This window comes from Vibrio sp. AK197, assembly GCF_053903115.1.
The window spans coordinates 1,446,826-1,465,299 of the sequence record NZ_CP096430.1 but is presented as its reverse complement, the minus strand read 5'-3'; the positions used below and the strand labels follow the sequence as shown (position 1 = coordinate 1,465,299).

Annotated in this window: 14 protein-coding genes; 5 read left to right on the top strand and 9 right to left on the bottom strand. The window is 41.4% G+C overall.

Features of this window, described 5'->3' with window-relative positions; translation table 11 throughout:
* The 3 genes from M1D72_RS13955 to M1D72_RS13945 are packed head-to-tail and all read right to left on the bottom strand — an operon-like array spanning position 1 to position 6,130.
* Positions 1-1,851 (bottom strand): response regulator receiver domain, encoded by a 1,851-nt coding sequence (locus tag M1D72_RS13955; RefSeq protein ID WP_456297286.1) that lies wholly within the window; start codon positions 1,849-1,851, stop codon positions 1-3.
* Positions 1,844-4,891: an ATP-binding protein gene (locus M1D72_RS13950; protein ID WP_456297285.1), complete on the bottom strand. Its 3,048-nt coding sequence runs from the start codon at positions 4,889-4,891 to the stop codon at positions 1,844-1,846. Before M1D72_RS13950 ends, M1D72_RS13955 begins: the two co-directional genes overlap by 8 nt.
* Before the next feature lie 60 nt (positions 4,892-4,951).
* On the bottom strand, positions 4,952-6,130 hold the full coding sequence (locus M1D72_RS13945) for a DNA cytosine methyltransferase (RefSeq protein ID WP_456297284.1): 1,179 nt from the start codon (positions 6,128-6,130) through the stop codon (positions 4,952-4,954).
* Between the two features lie 180 nt (positions 6,131-6,310).
* On the opposite strand from M1D72_RS13945, the gene M1D72_RS13940 reads away from it, so the two are divergent.
* Both M1D72_RS13940 and M1D72_RS13935 read left to right on the top strand, forming a co-directional pair.
* On the top strand, positions 6,311-7,339 hold the full coding sequence (locus M1D72_RS13940) for a phage integrase (RefSeq protein WP_456297283.1): 1,029 nt from the start codon (positions 6,311-6,313) through the stop codon (positions 7,337-7,339).
* Positions 7,340-7,461: 122 nt separating this feature from the next.
* On the top strand, positions 7,462-7,698 hold the full coding sequence (locus M1D72_RS13935; protein WP_390190108.1) for a glutaredoxin family protein: 237 nt from the start codon (positions 7,462-7,464) through the stop codon (positions 7,696-7,698).
* A 5-nt stretch (positions 7,699-7,703) separates the two neighbouring features.
* Here M1D72_RS13935 and M1D72_RS13930 read toward each other — a convergent pair whose 3' ends face one another.
* On the bottom strand, positions 7,704-8,573 hold the full coding sequence (locus M1D72_RS13930; protein ID WP_456297282.1) for a LysR family transcriptional regulator: 870 nt from the start codon (positions 8,571-8,573) through the stop codon (positions 7,704-7,706).
* A 124-nt stretch (positions 8,574-8,697) separates the two neighbouring features.
* Between M1D72_RS13930 and M1D72_RS13925 the strand changes: the two genes are divergently transcribed.
* From M1D72_RS13925 to M1D72_RS13915, 3 genes are all read left to right on the top strand, one after another.
* On the top strand, positions 8,698-9,906 hold the full coding sequence (locus tag M1D72_RS13925) for an MFS transporter (protein ID WP_456297281.1): 1,209 nt from the start codon (positions 8,698-8,700) through the stop codon (positions 9,904-9,906).
* A 58-nt stretch (positions 9,907-9,964) separates the two neighbouring features.
* The gene (locus M1D72_RS13920) at positions 9,965-10,549 is read left to right on the top strand and encodes a DUF1415 domain-containing protein (protein WP_456297280.1); all 585 of its coding nucleotides are present in this window, start codon (positions 9,965-9,967) and stop codon (positions 10,547-10,549) included.
* Between the two features lie 125 nt (positions 10,550-10,674).
* Complete coding sequence (locus tag M1D72_RS13915; protein ID WP_456297279.1) at positions 10,675-11,250, top strand: nucleoside triphosphate pyrophosphohydrolase family protein; 576 nt, start codon at positions 10,675-10,677, stop codon at positions 11,248-11,250.
* 271 nt (positions 11,251-11,521) lie between these two features.
* Here the strand turns inward: M1D72_RS13915 and btuD are convergent, their stop codons facing one another.
* From btuD to M1D72_RS13890, 5 genes are all read right to left on the bottom strand, one after another.
* Positions 11,522-12,277, bottom strand: coding sequence for a vitamin B12 ABC transporter ATP-binding protein BtuD (gene btuD, locus M1D72_RS13910; RefSeq protein WP_456297278.1), 756 nt, complete (start codon positions 12,275-12,277; stop codon positions 11,522-11,524).
* 128 nt (positions 12,278-12,405) lie between these two features.
* The gene (locus tag M1D72_RS13905) at positions 12,406-13,950 is read right to left on the bottom strand and encodes a pectate lyase family protein (RefSeq protein ID WP_456297277.1); all 1,545 of its coding nucleotides are present in this window, start codon (positions 13,948-13,950) and stop codon (positions 12,406-12,408) included.
* Between the two features lie 451 nt (positions 13,951-14,401).
* On the bottom strand, positions 14,402-15,925 hold the full coding sequence (locus tag M1D72_RS13900) for a pectate lyase family protein (RefSeq protein ID WP_456297276.1): 1,524 nt from the start codon (positions 15,923-15,925) through the stop codon (positions 14,402-14,404).
* A 421-nt stretch (positions 15,926-16,346) separates the two neighbouring features.
* Positions 16,347-17,339, bottom strand: a complete 993-nt coding sequence (gene btuC / locus M1D72_RS13895) for a vitamin B12 ABC transporter permease BtuC (RefSeq protein ID WP_456297275.1) — start codon at positions 17,337-17,339, stop codon at positions 16,347-16,349.
* An 89-nt stretch (positions 17,340-17,428) separates the two neighbouring features.
* Complete coding sequence (locus M1D72_RS13890; RefSeq protein WP_456297274.1) at positions 17,429-18,457, bottom strand: succinylglutamate desuccinylase; 1,029 nt, start codon at positions 18,455-18,457, stop codon at positions 17,429-17,431.
* Positions 18,458-18,474: the final 17 nt, after the last annotated feature.

The following is an 18,474-nucleotide window of genomic DNA, read 5'->3' as shown; positions in this document are numbered from 1 at the left end:
TTAAAGTTTTAGTTCAGCAAAATCTAGGCCAACACGAGACTGAGACATACCAAACTTTTGAAGCAAGTTTATCGCATACTCATATCTTAGCTCTCCAACCACTGTTGCCTTGCTGTATGTATATGGCAACGTGACTTCACCAGTGTCAGAGTTTGTACCCACCTCACCTTCCTCACCAACAAGCCCAATTCGAATTAACGTCAACGTCGCTGTATTTTCTTCGCTCCAATCTAGCCCACCTTTGGACGCAACAAATGCTTGTTCCCACTGAGGGTTACTCTTAGAATTAACTATATAAGAAAAGCCTTTTAATTCTTCTTGGATATCAAGAACAATATAGTTATTAGAATTTAAATCCTGAAGGAGCTTCTTATGAGCGTGTGGGGAACCATTAAACACTTTGCTCTCATTATGCAGAAGAACCAATTTAACTGGCATCAAGTCACCAAGTTTTCTTTTCCATTCGTTAGATTGCGATGGGACTAGATCACAAGCGGGAGTTAAACAAAGGTAATAATCATTACCAATATTTATTACATGACCTGTTTTTAATTGATTTCCTGAAATCTCCTTGCTACATGCATTAGCATTAAAGTAACTAGACATCTTAATTTTTATATCATTGTCATTGATATCTAGCTTGTGATAACTACGAACTAAATCTTGAATAGCCGACTGTGATAATTGCTCTTTCAAATCAGATGAAAAATTCATCATATTATTTTGCAAAGACTCTGAAAGTGAAAGCATCACTTGCTGAATAGATTTCTTAGCTACCCATCGAGACTCTTCGCTAGTTGCACTTACAAACTCACTCAACCATCCGGCATGAACATAATCATTAGATAACGCAGCATCTTCAAAACTAATACCATGCCCATCTAATTCAGTGCGAATCTTAGACATTAGTAATCGTAATGGTTTAGGATTCCACGAGCATAGCGCTTGTAAAAGCATGTCTGGTAGGTTTTGAGGCTCTGTAGCGTTTTTATCGACGACAGTTATAAACAAACGATTATTTTTAATCCAATTAACTTCGCCATCAATAAATGCTTCGTTAAAAAACTGTTCTTCACCAAGAAGTTTATCTCCTATAGTGACATAAGATCTATAAAGACCTAAATAAAACAAATCATCAATACTTAATTGAACATCGTCTGGTTTATCATGAAATATTTCTTCCAACTGACTATAGAAACTCAAAGAGCTAATCTTTAAATTACGTTTAAAACAATTTATTGCCTCAGTAAAATTAACACTTGAAAATAAAGAACTTATTCTATCTTCAATAGAAGAATCTTCGGCATTCCATAACTCAAGAGCCATTATCATCATGGCATCGGGTCTTTCATCCAATAATGGTTCTTTTTTCGTCAAGCTATACAAAACTTCATGAAAAGTATCCACTATAGAACTTTTCGTGTATATCACGATCAAATTGAAATGCGTATTTTCAGAGATTTTTTTTATTAAAGATAGGGCTGTAGTCCCATCAGTATGGTCTGCGGTCAGATTATAATCCAAAATAAGCAAATCGCTTTGGTGCAAGTGGTTAGCTATTTTTTCTTCCGTATCACCTGACACAATATCTTTTCCATCATGAATATCACAAAGCCAATTTCTTCTTTCATCACGGAATGCCGAAACCATGTTTTGTGCCCGTCTCATATCCAAACCATTGGGATACTCGTTATCTAACTCAGACTTAACAGTGTCAGGTGAATCACCTTCATAAAGAGAAGCTGAGAAATCGATCATCTTATCTAAACTGACAAACTCATCATCGACTATTAATACAGAACGTATGGGGTTGATATAAACCTCTTCAATCAAGTTATCTAAATTAGCCATGAGTTAACCCTTTAAAATCAATTGCGAAATTTGCTCCAGGCAAGATCTTTTTTTCGTTGTCCGTTATGTATTCTATTTTGTGGCCACCTACTGTTAAATTTGTTCTACACAAATAAAGACCTATACCTCTTCCTCCAGAAGCTTTCTTTGTAAAAAATATTGTGAATAGGTTCTTAACATCATCCACATCTACTCCAGGGCCATCATCTGAGATCACGACCTTACCATCGACAAAATCAACTAAGATTTGTCGTAAGTTATCTGATTTCTGACAGACCCAATAACGTGAGTTATTAATTAGGTTTACAAACACAGGAAAAATTCTAGACTTTTCTTCCCTTAAGGTAATAGCCCTAAATGATTCACTAAACTCTATTGATACTTTGCTATCACTCAACAACCCTTTAAAAAACTCATCCAAGTATTGCTCTATATCATGACCAGTTATTTTTTCCTTTATCCTAGTGCCTGAGAGGCGCAATGGAGCTAAAAACTTAAATTTGCTAGAAATACCTTCATAAGTTTCCTTAATAGCAATAACTTCCTTGCTCATCATATCATTATTAATAAGGTAATCCATTCGATCAAACATAGCTAAGTCTAAGTGTGACAGCTCATGGCTGATTATCTCTACAGTAATGCCAAGTTGAGCAAGGCTATTTAAACGTATAACTTCGTTTTGCAACTGCTCAAATTCGTTCATATCATATGAAGCTATTGCATTCAAATCGATATCATTTTTTAAATTATCTATTGCAATCGAATATGCACTGAAGATCGTATCTACTTCTAGCTTATACTCATCAAACCGCCTCTCCGCGTCAGAGAAACCTTGTTGCAGACTAATTGCATCATTAGTAACTTCATGTCGAATCTTATTTAGATCAGACTCAATTCCGCTAAGGTGGCCACTTGTTACCCTAGTAAGACGGTCAATTTCTGATGTAAACTCACTTCTAATGAAATTTATATGACTATTGATATTTCTTCTATAGGATTTAACAATTGAGTTTATTCTGTTCTCAATTAGCTCTACCGTAGATTTAGGGCTTAAATCTTCTTGAAGCCTATCTATTGATTGTTGTGTATTATTAAGCCACTGAGATACTTCCACAAACTTATCTCTAAACTCTCTGTAAGTTTTCTCACTATCGCCTAGCCTGTTTGGTACACCTGAAAATTTTAGTTTATTCAAGACTATTTTGAAATCAGATATATTTTCTGAAAAACACTCTAAATCTTCAGAGCTATATTTACCTTCCAATTTTAAAAAATTAGTGACAAATTCATTAACTTCGTCATGTAACTCATTAATCTTGGGGTAATTGGAAATTAGAGTCTTAATAAACCGCTTTTGATCTAGCTTCTTTTTTTTATCTCTTTCTATCTTTGCTTTTCTTTCATCAAACTCAGCATTAAGTATGGGTTGTAATGTTTTTCTAAGTTCAGATTCACGGCCAATATATCTATTTGACGTAGAAACTAATATATTATTCACAATATCTCTAAAAACTTTAGCCGCTTTGTTATCAATAAATCCTTCACGCCCAGCCTTGTCTCTTAAGTTCTTATTTTCATCTCCTGATATTACAACGCGACCAAATATATTTCGGTTAGAATAATGATATTTACCAGCATTTCTAGAACGCCTTGCTTCTATTTCAAAGAAATCATTATCATCTCTACCATATGGCATTACACGTAGTGTATCTCTATATACTAGGAAACCAGAATAATTATCTGAAACCTCATTAAGATAGGCCCATGTTTGGCCATCTAATGTTGTGTTTTTTTCTAAGTTTTCATAACTTGCAACTGTAATGTAAAAGCCACCCACGCGACTGCGAGCATGTTTGGGTATGGCTATATTGGGTAAGATCTCTATATCACCACGAAGCTCCCCAAATGCCTTGATTTTACCGCGAAATACACCGTCATGACTGACATACCCTGAGAGTAGATGTTCGCATTTATCAAAATCCAAAGATGAGAATTCACGAGAAGATGCGATAAGAATATCCTTATCCCTATCCTTCCATAACAATACCTTATGATTAAATTCATTGCTGGAAAATTCCCTCAAAGAAGGCTCCATACTTTCCAGCTCTTCATAGGTATCGAAAATTGTTTTGTTTTTAGAAACCAACAATTCAGAAAAATTTGATAGTGTTTCAGAGAACTTACTCTTTGCTTGAACTATCGTACTATCTGTTGAATTGTCCAATAGCTGAGCTTCAATATCATCATTAACTTCAGATATAAATAGGGCGGTCCCCCTATCGTTTAAACCTTTCCATACATCCCATTTTTCAAAGTGCTCAATGGTGAACACCTCATTCTCTAATGTGTATGCAATTTGAGAATAAGTAGTCGTGACATCTTGTTCATATTCAAATTGTAGATCGAGCTGATCTGAACTCTCTTGCTCGTCAGTTTCTAATTTAGAGAATGCTTCCCAAGCTTCAATAATTCTTTGTGTACGGTTTTTATCTTCATTATCACCGTATAAGTTGCTGGATAACTGCGCATACATACCTGGTAGTACGCTTTGCAGTTCAGTTGGACTATCAAATTCTTCTACTGGAATCTGGATATCATGCAAATATAAATATGGGTTTTCAAATAGCCGCCAGTCAACCAAAGACGCAACAAATTTGTCTGTTCTTCGCTTGGAAACGATTAAAAGAAGTGAGCCCATAATCGCACAAGACAGTCTACCTATACCCTTTTGACCTTGCTTTGGTCTTTCATCTAGGCCATTTCTATCATCCGGATCGATTACGGTATTGGTTTTCTTAGACTCTGTACCAACAACTAACCATTTATTGATGAACTCTTCTTGGTTCATACCATGACCATCATCAACAATTGCAGCGACAGTCGAGCGACCAGATATAATGTGCAGAGAAACGTTCCTCGCATATGCATCAAAAGCGTTTTTCCACAACTCAGAGATGGCTGTTGGACAATCTGCTATCTGTTCTCGCCCAAGATGATCAAGAGTTCTCGCCCTAGTGACGAAAGGAACTGACTTAGACATTCATAATTCCTAACAAACTGAAATTTGAAAAAAAAGTGCCTAACATTGTAGGCACTTTATTCATTTCAATCTACTGCATATGTCACTAATAAGTATTTTTCCAAGCATTGGAGGAACTGCATTACCTATTTGCCGAGCCTTTTGTGTCGAACTTCCATAAAAATCGAACCAATCAGGGAAGGATTGTAATCTTGCTGCATGGCGCAGGGTCATTCCATGGTTTTTCCACGGGTGAACAAAACGACCTTTCGATGGATTATTACATCCAGTAGTAATTGTGTTACTTGGCAAGTGAATTAAAACGCGACCATAGACATCTTTATGGCCTTTGTATCCATTCGAGTGGCATTTTAGCCTATGCTTTTCTCCTGCATCCTCCCTACTACCGTTAAGTGGAGTATCAGCAAAACGTTCTTTCATCACAGAAGTCGGTTCCATGTGTATATTACAAGAATCATCTTTTCTAAAACCCTCTCCATATGGAAGCGACCTAAGTAACTCAAAAACCTTTTCTCTGTCGTACTTTTTGTCTTTGCTGAAAAACTCATCCCAATAGACTTGATAAAGATGCGAAGGGAGTTTTTCAAAAACAGAAGACGCAGGTAACCAAGTCGGCTGCTTTCCAGAAGCTAATGAGAAATGAGTAGGCTTCGGTGGAAAAGTAATCCCCTTAGAATCCAGATCTTTTCTTATACCGTAGATAAACACGCGTTTTCTACTCTGTGGAACACCATAGTCCTTGGCATTTAAAATGTCGCAATACTTGATTTCATATCCAGCTTTTTTAGCTAGTGAAAGAAATTTATTCAAAAAGTCCTTATGACGCTTCCACAAGAGTCCGGCCACATTCTCCACTAGGAATGCTTTTGGTTTGAATTCATTTACAAACTCAAAATATCTTAATAAAAGCGCATTACGTGGATCATTAACCCCAGCGTTCTTTATTCGGTGCGTAGAAAATCCCTGACATGGCGGTCCTCCTAGAATGAGATCTAGAGCACCTTGTTCTATATCAAGTGATTTTCTAAGTTCTGAAGGTTCGACATTATTAATATCGCCTTCTTCTGGGCCTGCTCTTAAATCAACATCTAGTTTTCGCTTATTGATGAAGTTTTCGTTATAGGTACGAGCAGCAAGCTCATCAAATTCGATAGCCGCAAGTACATCAACTCCTGCACTAAGTGCAGCAAGTGTAAAACCACCAGCGCCAGCAAATAAGTCTATGGCTTTAACTGTCATTTGAACCACTCATAAAAAAATTAGCTGGCACATTTTACCGACTTAATCATAAATTACCATTCCCTCACACACTTAAGAGATTACAAATCAAGCCACACATGCAGCCAAACCAATAATAAACATTGTTCAACGTTTTACTACGAATTAAACTGTATATATATACAGATAAAATATTCTACTATGTCTATACGAAACTTAAAAGATAGCTCTAAAAAACCATGGCTTTGTGAGTGTTATCCTCAGGGGCGGACAGGTAAACGCGTTCGTAAACGTTTTGCGACCAAAGGTGAAGCGACGGCCTATGAGCAATTCATCATGCGCGAGGTTCATGATAAACCTTGGCTTGGTGAAAAAACCGATCACCGCCGCTTAAGCGATCTCCTTGACACTTGGTGGCTCATGCATGGGAAAACAGTAAAAACTGGGCATAGAAGTTACCGAGTACTCAACAAAACCATTGAGATGCTTGGGAATCCGATCGCTAGCCAACTGACTGCTTCAGACTATTTGAACTACCGCGCCAATCGCGTTCGACTTCAACCAACGCGACAGGATCTCGCCGTATCAGCGACGACTCATAATATTGAACTCAAAACTTTTAAGTCCCTATTCAACAGGCTGATCAAAATTGGTGAATGGAAACAAGAAAATCCTGTCAAAGATATTGAGTTGATTAAAACATCAGAACGAGAAATGGCCTTTTTACGCAAAGAAGCTATACCACCGTTTTTAGATGCTGTTCGAACCGATATCAGCCCAAAAGCAGCTCAGATTTTGATAGCCTGCAAGATTTGTTTAGCAACGGGTGCTCGTATTGGTGAAGCTTTGGCACTTAAGCACAGCCAAATATCAAATTGTAAATTGACCTTTACCGACACCAAAGGTAAAAAGAACCGCAGTATACCGATATCGAAGAATCTACATCGCGAGATTATCGAAAACGCGGTGTCCGAACATATCGTATTTAATGTTCGATACTATACAGCGTGGGAGTGTGTGAAACGGGCATTACCAAAAGCGATCCCCAGCGGACAAGCGACCCACATACTTCGCCATACGTTCGCAAGCCATTTTATGATGAATGGTGGAGACATACTGGTTCTGCAGCGAATTCTTGGCCACCAGAACATTGAACAAACCATGACTTACGCCCACTTCGCACCCGAACATTTAGTCCAGGCTATAGAGCTAAACCCGCTAGAAAATTGAGGCGACAAAGTGGCGACACTCGTCAGAAACCCTCGGTTTTAGTCGGTTTCAAACGGTATTAAATTAAAAGCAATAAACCATAAAGTGAATATTAATCAATAAGATAGGAAAAAACAGACGTAATGCAGAAGAAACGCGTGGTTTTATACATCAAAGACAAGTGTGCTCATTGTAAAGATGCGCAGCGCTATCTCGACAGTAAAGGGATTCAGTATCGTTTATGTAACGCCAAAATGCAGCGTGGTCGTAAAGAGCTCGATGCGATTGGCGCACGATCGCTGCCAGTGTTAAAAGTCGGTGACCGAATTATGATTGGGTGGAATCCTGCCAGTTTCGATAAGCTTTATCGCGGAAAATAGACATCTTAAACATAGCGTTTTACAAACTCGATAAACGTCTGATCTGCTTTTGATAAGTAACCATCCTTGCGCCACGCCAATACCAAGTTGAATGTGACAGGTTGCTCAAATGAGATGCCTTTCACTTCCGGTTCGTTATCGGTGACCAAGGTTAATAACGAGGTAATCGCAAATTCGTGCTTAACAATGCTTAAAATCATAGGTAGCAAATTGGTTTCAAATGAGAAATCCATTTTGTAGCCGTGTTTTTTCGCTTTTGATTCAATGAACTCACGGTGAAAATAGCCAGGCTTAAACATAACAAGTTCTTGTTCGAAAAAGGTTTGAAAATCCATCACGCTTTTCTCCGCAAGGGAGTGCTGCTTCCCAACTACCGCCACCATTTCGGCCTCGAGTAGATGGTCGGTTTCAAGTTCATCGATCACATCTTCACTGACGATAACCCCGAGATCAAGCTCACCATCGAGCAGCATTTGCCGAATAGAACGTGTTCCCGCATCAATGAGCGTCAACTTGAGGTTTGGGTAATGGCTCTTAAATGCCATCAGAACTTCGGGAAAAAAATAAGATCCCATCATACTGGGTGCACCTAATTTAACCTCTCCTTTTTCCAGTCCTTTAAGCTCGTCCACCGCAAGTTGCGCATCGTCTAACTGCTGCAGAATTCGTTTAGCATGTTCAAATAAGGTCACCCCTTCATTGGTCAACGCAATTTGACGATCCTCTCGACGAAACAGTTCAACCTCCAACTGCTGTTCGAACTTTTTAATCGAAATGCTCAATGCCGGCTGAGCAATATGTAGTGCTTTTGCAGCGGCAGTAAAGCTGCCATGTTCTGCCACCGCGACAAAGTGACGAAGTTGACGACTTTCCAATGAATTTACACCTTATATATAAAATATATCGAACTGATAATTTTAATATATTTTATATATCCAGCGAACATTGATAGTTTGCTCACAGAAAGACTATTTAACCCCTATTTCCCCGAGACTCCGTATGATTTCATTAGGCAGTAGCGAATATCACAAAGTGACCTTAAGTTTAGCGCTCGGCTCATTTCTCGTGTTCTGTAACCTCTACCTTTTTCAGCCGATGCTGCCGACGATGGCGGCGCATTTTTCGTTATCAGAAACCCAGGTTAACTGGGTATTCGCAGCGGCCACGTTGGCGCTCTCAGTCAGCTTAGTGCCTTGGGCGGTAAGCTCTGAATCCTTCGGGCGCAGAAGAGTCATGCTGATTGGGCTTTTTGCGATGCCAATGATTGGCGGGTTAATGCTGCTTACCAATCAATTCTGGATCATCGTGGTTTGCCGCGCGCTAATGGGGATTGCGATCGCCGCTTTTGCTTCTGTTGCCGTGGCTTATATGGCGGAAGAGTTAGAACCAAAAGCTTTTAGCCAAGCAATTGGTAATTATATTGCAGCCAACTCATTAGGCGGCATCACCGGGCGAATCATGGGAGGTAACTTAACCGATGCATTCGGTTGGCACTTTGCAGTGATGATGATGATGGGGATTACGTTAGTCGGTATTCTTGTGGTGTTTTGGCTTCTACCTGCGCAGCGTCACTTCACGCCTCAGCGTGGTATGCTGCGTTCGCACAATCGATCACTGATCACTCACATGAAAAATCCGGTGATCGTGGTGGCAATGTTAATCGGTGGTGCCAACTTCGCGCTCTTCGTTAATCTCTACTCTGTGATGGGATTTCGCTTGGTAGCGGAACCCCATAATTTACCCGTCGGCTTAGCGTCTTTAATTTTCTTATGTTATTTGGGTGGGACAGTGAGCTCAAAATTATCGGGGCGCTGGAGCCTGCGTCATTCGCAGCTCAATGGTATGTTACTTGGGGCTTGTATCAGCCTTAGTGGTATGCTTATCGCTTATTTTGAGTGGCTGCCGACTATGTTACTTGGACTCATGCTCATTAGCTTTGGCGCTTTTTTTACTCACACCTTGGCTTACGCTTGGGTCAGCCAAAAGGCAACGCACGCTAAAGCCACCGCCACTGCACTGTATTTGGTTCATTATTACATCGGTGGAAGCTTAGGCGGTTTCTTTCTTATCTACTGCTGGCAAGTTCAGCGCTGGTCCGGTGTGATCGGCGGAGGTTTAGTACTGTACGCCTTAGTATTTACATTTTGCTTACGACTTAAAAGTATGGAAAGTAAACATCGCACAAAAGCCAAGCTAGAGACGGTTTAATTTGGTATGCTGCACGCCAGTCACCATTTTATAACTATCCATTAAAAACTGCTTATTTATGACTCAGCAACTACAACCTGTTACGCATTCTGCTTCAAATCAAAACATCGCCGATACGGTAAATACTTGGCTTGAAGACGTGGTGATTGGCCTAAACTTATGCCCATTTGCGGCTAAGCCGCAACGTAACCAGCAGATTCGTATCTTCGTTAGCGACGCGTCCACAGATGAAGGCCTGCTAGAAGACATCCTCACCCAGTTCATTGACCTCGATAACATACCCAGTGATAAGCTGGATACCACATTGGTTGTGGTTCCAAATATGCTGAGTGATTTTTACGAGTACAATCTTTTTATTGACTGGGTAGAAGCGATTATTCGTCAGCAAGGCTGGGAAGGGACTTATCAAGTCGCGACTTTTCATCCAGATTACTGTTTTGCAGGATGCCAACCTGATGATCCCGAGAATCTGACTAACCGCTCGCCGTATCCTATTTTCCATTTGATTCGCGAAGCCAGTATGGAAAAAGTGTTAAGCCATTACCCAGACCCAGAAGCCATACCCGAAAATAATATTGAACGTGTGTCGTCACTGAGTGAAGCCCAGCGTAAAGCGCTGTTCCCCTATCTATTCAAATCATAGCCATCAATAGTGCGAGAGGAATAGCTTGCTGGTTGACAGCGCATAAATTGCTGTCGATGAATAGCGCCTGCTTGCTGGCTTTGCTAGTATGACGCGATCATTGTAACTAATTCGGATTTAAGCGAATGCACCTATCAAAATTGACTCAAGAACTATACGACCATCTGTATCAAGACATTACGGAGTTTCGCTCTACCTTTGACCTCCCTGTCGCAGCGCCAAGTACGCTCGATGAAAAAGGCGATACGTTGCATACCTCGCTCGCTATCGAAGAGTTAACTGAATTAGCTGAGGCCGATTCTAAGGTTGAGCAGGCTGATGCGATTGTCGATACCGTGTATGTCCTAATGGGTCGTTTAGTCCATTTGGGCCAAAGTCAGGTTGAAGATAATCTTGCGATCAGTTACCTGATTGATCTGTTGCTCAACGTTGCAGTAAACCGCAGGATCGACTTCGTGCCATGCTGGGATGAAGTACACTCAAGTAATATGAGTAAAGTATGCCGCAGCGAACAAGAGTATGCGGAAACAGAAGCCTTTTACGCTCAACAAGGCATCACTCTGATGGCGGTACAAAAAGGCGATTACATTATTGCGAAATGTGCACAAGATTTTGTCGCTGAGGGGAAAACTATCCGTCAAGGCAAAGTGCTAAAATCGGTTTACTATCGCCCTGCTGATTTAATGGCTTTAACTCAATAACAATTTGAGTGGAACCCACCGTAAAGCAAAATAGTAACCTATTGAAAAAGCATAAAAAAAGCGCCACCTCAGGGAGACCGGGGTGGCGCGTAAATGTCATAGTCAAGAAATGACATAAAGCCTAACAAGAACGAGAATGTATCACTTTCTATAATGCTAACCTCATGCCAACTTTTTAAAAAACTTAACTTGCTGATTTTAAAGGGTTTAGCATTTTCACCTAAAAAGCCGTAAAAAATCAGCGATCCATTACAGTGCATCGTGCACCGAATTAATCAAACACTAAGACATTTTTTCCATTAAACTCAACACGTTGCACATCAGTAGCAAACAGCGTTGATAACTTTTCTGATGTCATCACCATTTTTGTTTCGCCAAATTCCAACATGACCCCCTCACGAATCAGCACGACTTTATCGGCATAACGCAAAGAGCGATTTAAATCATGATTGGCCATCAGAATCACCAGCCCCATATCCGCCATACGCTGGATTAATTGATAAAGTAAGGACTCTTGACCGATATCGAGAGGCGCCGCAGGTTCATCAAGTAACAGCATTTTGGCGTAAGGGTTGAGTGATGGCCAAACTTGGAGACAGATACCCGCTAATCGCACGCGTTGCCACTCTCCACCCGACAGCTGTGCAATCGAACGATGCAATTTGTCATCCAATTCGAGTAGAGAACACAGTTCAGCCACAACCTCTGCAACGTGTTTATCTTGCGCATTTACCCCCGCAGGCATCGACAGCGATAGATATTGCGCCACACCGATGTCAAACGGCGGTTTACCACTTTGTGTCAAATAGGCTCGTCTGCCCGCTAATGCTTCAATCGACAACGCATTGAGATGGTCTTCATCAAGCCAGACGTCTCCTTCAAAATCAATTACACCGGCGACCGCCGATAAAAATGTGCTTTTTCCGCTACCATTGGGGCCCAGGATATGAATTACGTCGCCACGCTGCGCCTCAATTGATAGAGGCAATAAACGGGTTTTAACACAAAGACTTTGGATAGTGAGCATAAAGATATCGCGCAAACAGTTAACTGCCCTAACCTTACCCGATTCGCGATACGGAGAAAACGCTAACACGTCGTATTAACGAAAAAAGCCCACAAGGAGTGGGCTTAGTACAATAAACCATAAAACGGTTATTGGTTGTAAACTTCAAATTCGGCAATTTTCGGCACATCACTCGCGGAATTAATCACCAGACTGATCTTCGCTGGATTAATATCGCCGACCGTAATCACGTCATTGAGACTGCTGCCCGACGTTAGGGTTGCACCTGAATCATGATTCACCAGTGTCCAAGACGTCACTGTGCCTTCTGTTCCGCTGAGCTCAATGATTCGAACGGTGTTAAATGTTGAAGTTAAGCGTTTGACACTCACGGTTCCTGTTGTGCCACTTGGTGACCAGTAAGTCGAAGTATCACCGTCAATAACATTGCCATAACTGGTGCCACTGGCTTTAGAGCTACCATCGGCATCACCTGACAACGCTAAATTCGTCCCTAATTCCCCCGTGCCGCCAGTATCGCCGCCACCGGTGTCACCACCACCTGTATCACCGCCGTCTCCACCGCTTCCGGTATCACCCCCATCACCTGGTTCAGTAGTACTACAACTGCCGTCAGAGACCGCCAGACCAGTGTTCGCACCTGCCGAAGCAAGAACAACACTTGGTACGCAGGTCGCATCATCCAGCTGATAGCTATAAGGGATAGCAATACTCGTGGTCGATACTGGATCTGGCCCTGCAGGGTGGAGCTTAGAGGCGTCTTCTGACCAATCAATATTATCCCAAATATTACCGCTAACTTGCCAAAATCCCATGTCGTCAGTATAGAAAGTGCCTAGAGGATCTTTGGAGTCTTTGAAGTAGTTATTTTCTGCCCGCATTTGGCCACCAATACGTGGGTTCATCCCGGAGGAAATCAAACCGTTGTAGTAGTTGTTGTATGCGTGCGCCGTGGCATGACGTAATAACGGTGTGCGCGAGTTAATATTTTCATAATAGTTGTGGTGGAAGGTAACAGGGCCGTTGTTGTTATCACTGTCACTTGAGCCGACAAGCCCGCCACGCCCCGAATTACGTAGAATGCTGTAGGAAAGCGTCACATATTTTGTGTTGGCCTTCATATCAAATAGTGCATCATAGCCTTTGCTCTCGCCACCACTGGCTTCCAAAGTGACATGGTCAACCCAGACGTTCGAGACGTTGCTTTCCATTCCGATCGCATCACCTCCGTTTGAGGTTGGTGAGCCCGACTTTTTCACATTCCGTACGTGAACGTTCTGAATGATGATGTTTGATGCAGAGCGCAGATGAATACCCAGTTCATCAAAAAGAGCACCGTTGCCCACACCAATCAGAGAGATATTACTCACTTCCTTAATTTCAATTTTATCTTCAGCGGTGTTACAGCTATCACCTGATACTTTGCTTGTATTGCCGTGATTAATCGTGCCCTCGACGTGAATAATAATCGGCGTGTCGCTGCTTGCTCGATTACACAGAGCTTGATGAATTTCAGTACCTGTGGTCGCATAAACAACTTGCCCTCCTTCACCTCCCGTTGTGCCGCCGTTTTGAGTATCAAACCCACTAGCGATAACAGGTTGTGCAGCAAGAGCGATACACACGGATAACGTAGACAGAGTTAAGTGCTTCTTTGCTTTTGTAATAATCATGTTTTATTCCATCGTATATTGGATTATCGAGTTCACTCCACTTTTCGTGTTTAATGGAGCGTTTATAAAATAACTGTGTGACCTAGCCCTCCTTTATTTTCAGCACAGAATTACATATAAAACTCAATACCTAACAATATGAACCGCGGTTTTATTTTGATCAATCCAAATTAAATTGGTTTTCTTAAATATGTGAAGTAAACATAATTCGATCCAAAACAACAATAAATTGCCTAATCAACTTATAGAGAGAGATAGATCACATCTGTTGTCGTTTATTAATATAAACAACCACAGAATCCATACATGGAATGAAGTGAATCGAACATTTATTTTTATCACCAAATTTAATTATTTCCTTATAATTAAAGGCTTTCTGAAAAAATAAAAAGTCATTAGTGTAAAAACACTAATGACTTTCATTGTAAATATTCAACCAATCAGTGAATAATTATTGATTGTAAATTTCGAACTCAGAAATTTGAGGTCTGTCACTTGCTGAGTGGATAACAAAACTCAGCTTAGATGCGCGGACAGCATCAAAGCTAATCACTGATGGAATTGTCGTACCCTGTGCTAACGTCACACCAGTATCGTGGTTAACCAATGACCAAGACGTCACGGTTCCCTCTGTACCTGCAAGCTCAATAATTCGCACCGTATTGTAAACACTATTCAGCTTTTTAATATTGATGGTGCCGGTGGTCTGCTTCGGAGACCAGTATGTCGATGTATCTGCATCGATCACTTTTCCGTAGCTCGTGCCACTGTACTTGTCGCTGCCATCAGCATCAGCACTGAGAGCAAGGTTACTGCCAAGATCGCCTGTATTGCCACCATTATCACCATCATTGTCGCTACCGTCGTTGCCATCAGTTGGATCCGTTGGTGTCGGCTGCTCAGGCGCAGACACCTCACATGAACCATCAGAAACGGCCAATCCTGTATTCGCACCAGCAGTCGCTAGAATGATGTCTGGAACACACGAAGCATCATCTAATGCATAATCATATGGAATGCTGATTGATGTTGTTGAAATCGGATCAGGCCCCGCGGGGTGACGTTTGGACTGTTCGCTTGACCAATCAACGTTGTCAAACGTATTGCCGCTAACATCCCAGTAGCCCATGTCGTTGGTATAGAATGTACCAATAGGATCTTGGGAGTTTTTAAAGTAGTTGTTTTCCGCTTTAATCTGCCCACCAATACGCGGGTTCATCCCAGAGGAAATCAATCCATTGTAGTAGTTGTTATAAGCATGCGCGGTCGCGTGACGGAGCAATGGCGTACGCGAATTAATGTTTTCATAATAGTTGTGATGGAATGTTACTGGGCCATTGTTATCATCGCTGTCACTAGAACCAACTAGGCCGCCACGTCCAGAATTACGCAAGATGCTATAAGAAAGTGTGACGTACTTTGAATCATTTTTCATGTCAAACAGCGCATCATAACCATCTGATTCACCGCCACTTGCTTCAAGAGTAACGTGGTCAACCCACACATTGTGCACATCACTTTCTAAACCAATCGCATCCCCCCCGTTTGAAGTCGGCGAACCAGACTTCTTCACGTTACGGACATGAACGTTTTGAATAATAATGTTTGATGATGAACGAATATGAATACCTAGCTCATCAAATAACGCGCCTTCACCCACACCGATCAGCGACACATTACTGATTTCTTTGAGCTCAATCTTATCTTCAGCGGTGTTACAGCTATCGCCAGATACTTTGCTGGTATTAGAATGATTGATGGTGCCTTCTACTTGAATAATGATTGGTGTATCACTACTCGCGCGGTTACAGAGTGCTTGGTGAATTTGCGTTCCGGTTGTCGCATAGACAACTTGGCCACCCTCGCCCCCTGTCGTCCCACCATTTTCTGTAGCAAAACCCGACGCGTAAGCACCTTGAGTGGCTAACGCAACGCAGCTAGAAAGCACACTTAGGGCAAAAGTTTTCTTAGACATTGTATATTTCATTTTAATTTCCATTAATAAATTATTATTGGGAGAATATGCCGCATATTTTTTAAGGATATATCCAATATTTAATACGGCGTTCCTTAACCCCTAATTTAAGCCTGAACCCATTCTCTGAATTCAAGGGAGAATATTATGAAATAATAAAATCAGATCAATTTAATAAATTTCATTTTCACTAATATGTGACAATGCTTCAAAGGATGAATATAAATAACTAATAAATAGAAAACTAAAAACACAAAATACTAAGGCATTGTCAAATTAATGAAATATTTTAATCAAGGTTACGTTGTCATAATTTTATATATAAAGAATTTCCCTTAATATAAACATATAGAAAAGAATTACAACGTCCTAAACATGAACAATAATACGTCATCCTAATTATAAATAACATGGCGTATTATTAATCAAGATGGTTTTTGACGAGCATCCAAATAAATATTGGCGCACCAATTGAGGTTGTGACAACGCCTAACGGTAACTCTGCAGACTGGAGAGAAACTCGTGCAATGATATCGGCTGCAACTAAAAATGCCGCGCCAGCGATCGCGGAAATCGGCAACAAATATCTATTTTCACTACCCAAAGACATTCTCAATAAATGAGGAATGACAAGACCGATAAAGCCTATCATACCCCCTAACGCCACGGCTCCACCCACTAAAAGAGAAACAGCAAAAATTAATTTCCAACGAACCGCTGCAATATCAACCCCTAACTGTTTCGCGTGTAACTCGCCCATCATTAATTTATCTAAGCGGCTGCCTTGCCAACATAACCAAACCACGACAGGTAACATAAACAGTGAAACAACATGTTGCGACCAACTGACTCCGCCTATACTTCCCATCAACCAATACATTAATTGGCGCAGGCTTAAATCATCACTAAAATAAAACGCCCATGTCACGATAGCGCTGGCTAATATTCCAAGCGCCACTCCAATTAATAACAGACGCGCAGTCGTCAACCCTTTACGGCGAGCGACCATCACTAAAATGAACGTAAACACCAGCGAACCAATCATGGCAGCAAACATGAACCCAAGTGGCGTTGCCAGTACCGGGAAAAAGAACAGCAGCCCGACCATCATCACACTGGCCCCGCCTGAAATGCCAAGTACTCCTGGCTCCGCTAACACGTTGCCAAGTAACACTTGTAACGTCGCACCGGACACCGCCAGCCCGGCACCAATCACAATCGCCGCAATCAAACGAGGTAAACGCAATTGAAACACCAGCTGTTGCTCTAAAGAAGTCGTGGTTTGAAAGGGAGAAATAAACAGCTCTCCCACCATCAAGTAAATAGCGGAAAAGAAAATCAAACACAGCGTCGCCAAACCAATGGCGAGAATCCAGCGTCGATGTTTGCGAAGTAGTAGCTGATTGTAGTTCATAGGTTGACCATATTGGGCAATATGGTTGATTAGAAAAAAGAATGGCTTAACGATACCGCTAAGCCATTCAAATAGATAGTCTGCATCGATTAATCGTAAACCACTTGCCCATCTTCAAAACGAATCTTAACTGGGCACACCATCAATGCCGCGCGCTGACCTACCGCAACGTGGCGATTAGGAAAGACGATCGCCTCACCTTCGTTCTTTGCCATCAAAGGTTTGTCACCATCATGTCCAAAGACTTCACCATGCTTAAAAGAAGTAAAGTTTTCGACTTCATCATCAAAGAGAAAATCAAAGTCTTGATTGAGACGAACTAAAGTACGGCTGACACGATACATCGTGGCTTTTTTCGGCAGATGATCCGATTTTGCCCCTGCAATCAGATCACGCAGCGACAGATCAAAGGCCACTAATTTATCCAAATCATTTTCGCCAATACGAGCAACACGTCCGAGCTCCAGCGTTAACGCCTGCGCAGAAAAATGTTCAGCTGTAAACCAGCTAAATGTGCTTGTTGGTGCATTTGAGAACATCACCGCATCAATGTGTGCATTCTCGATAAATTTGATGAGGTCACAGCTACGTACAGGATGGCGCACTTTTGGGCTCACCGCAAAACTGTAATGCTTGGAAAGGCGAATCGCACAATGCAGGTCTAAATGCCAGCGTGTCGCCTCCTGCGTTCCTTGATAGAACCGCGTAACATGAGATTTCAACTCATCCGCGATATCGAGTTCCAAGCTACTTTCATGCGCTTTATCATCAAACAAACGGTTGAGATTTTCTTCCAGAAAACGAACGTGCTTGTTTGTGGCTTGCGGATGCGCGATTAAAAACAAACAACGATGTCGGATCGGTTGGAATCCAGACACTATATCATCAATGATTTTATCGATGATCTCCATTGGCGCCGTTTCGTCACCATGAATCCCCGTCGAAATCACGATATTTTTGCTATTGACCGTCATCGCCATTGGTGTCACTTCCAGCACACCTCGCTGATGCAAGGTTAAGCGTGTACCACATGCTAGGACTTGTTCACCTGCTGGCATTTCTTGTTTTAGATCTAAGCTGTCAAAAAGAAAAGATTTGCGAAACAGAGATTTTGTCATGCGCTACTCCTTTATTG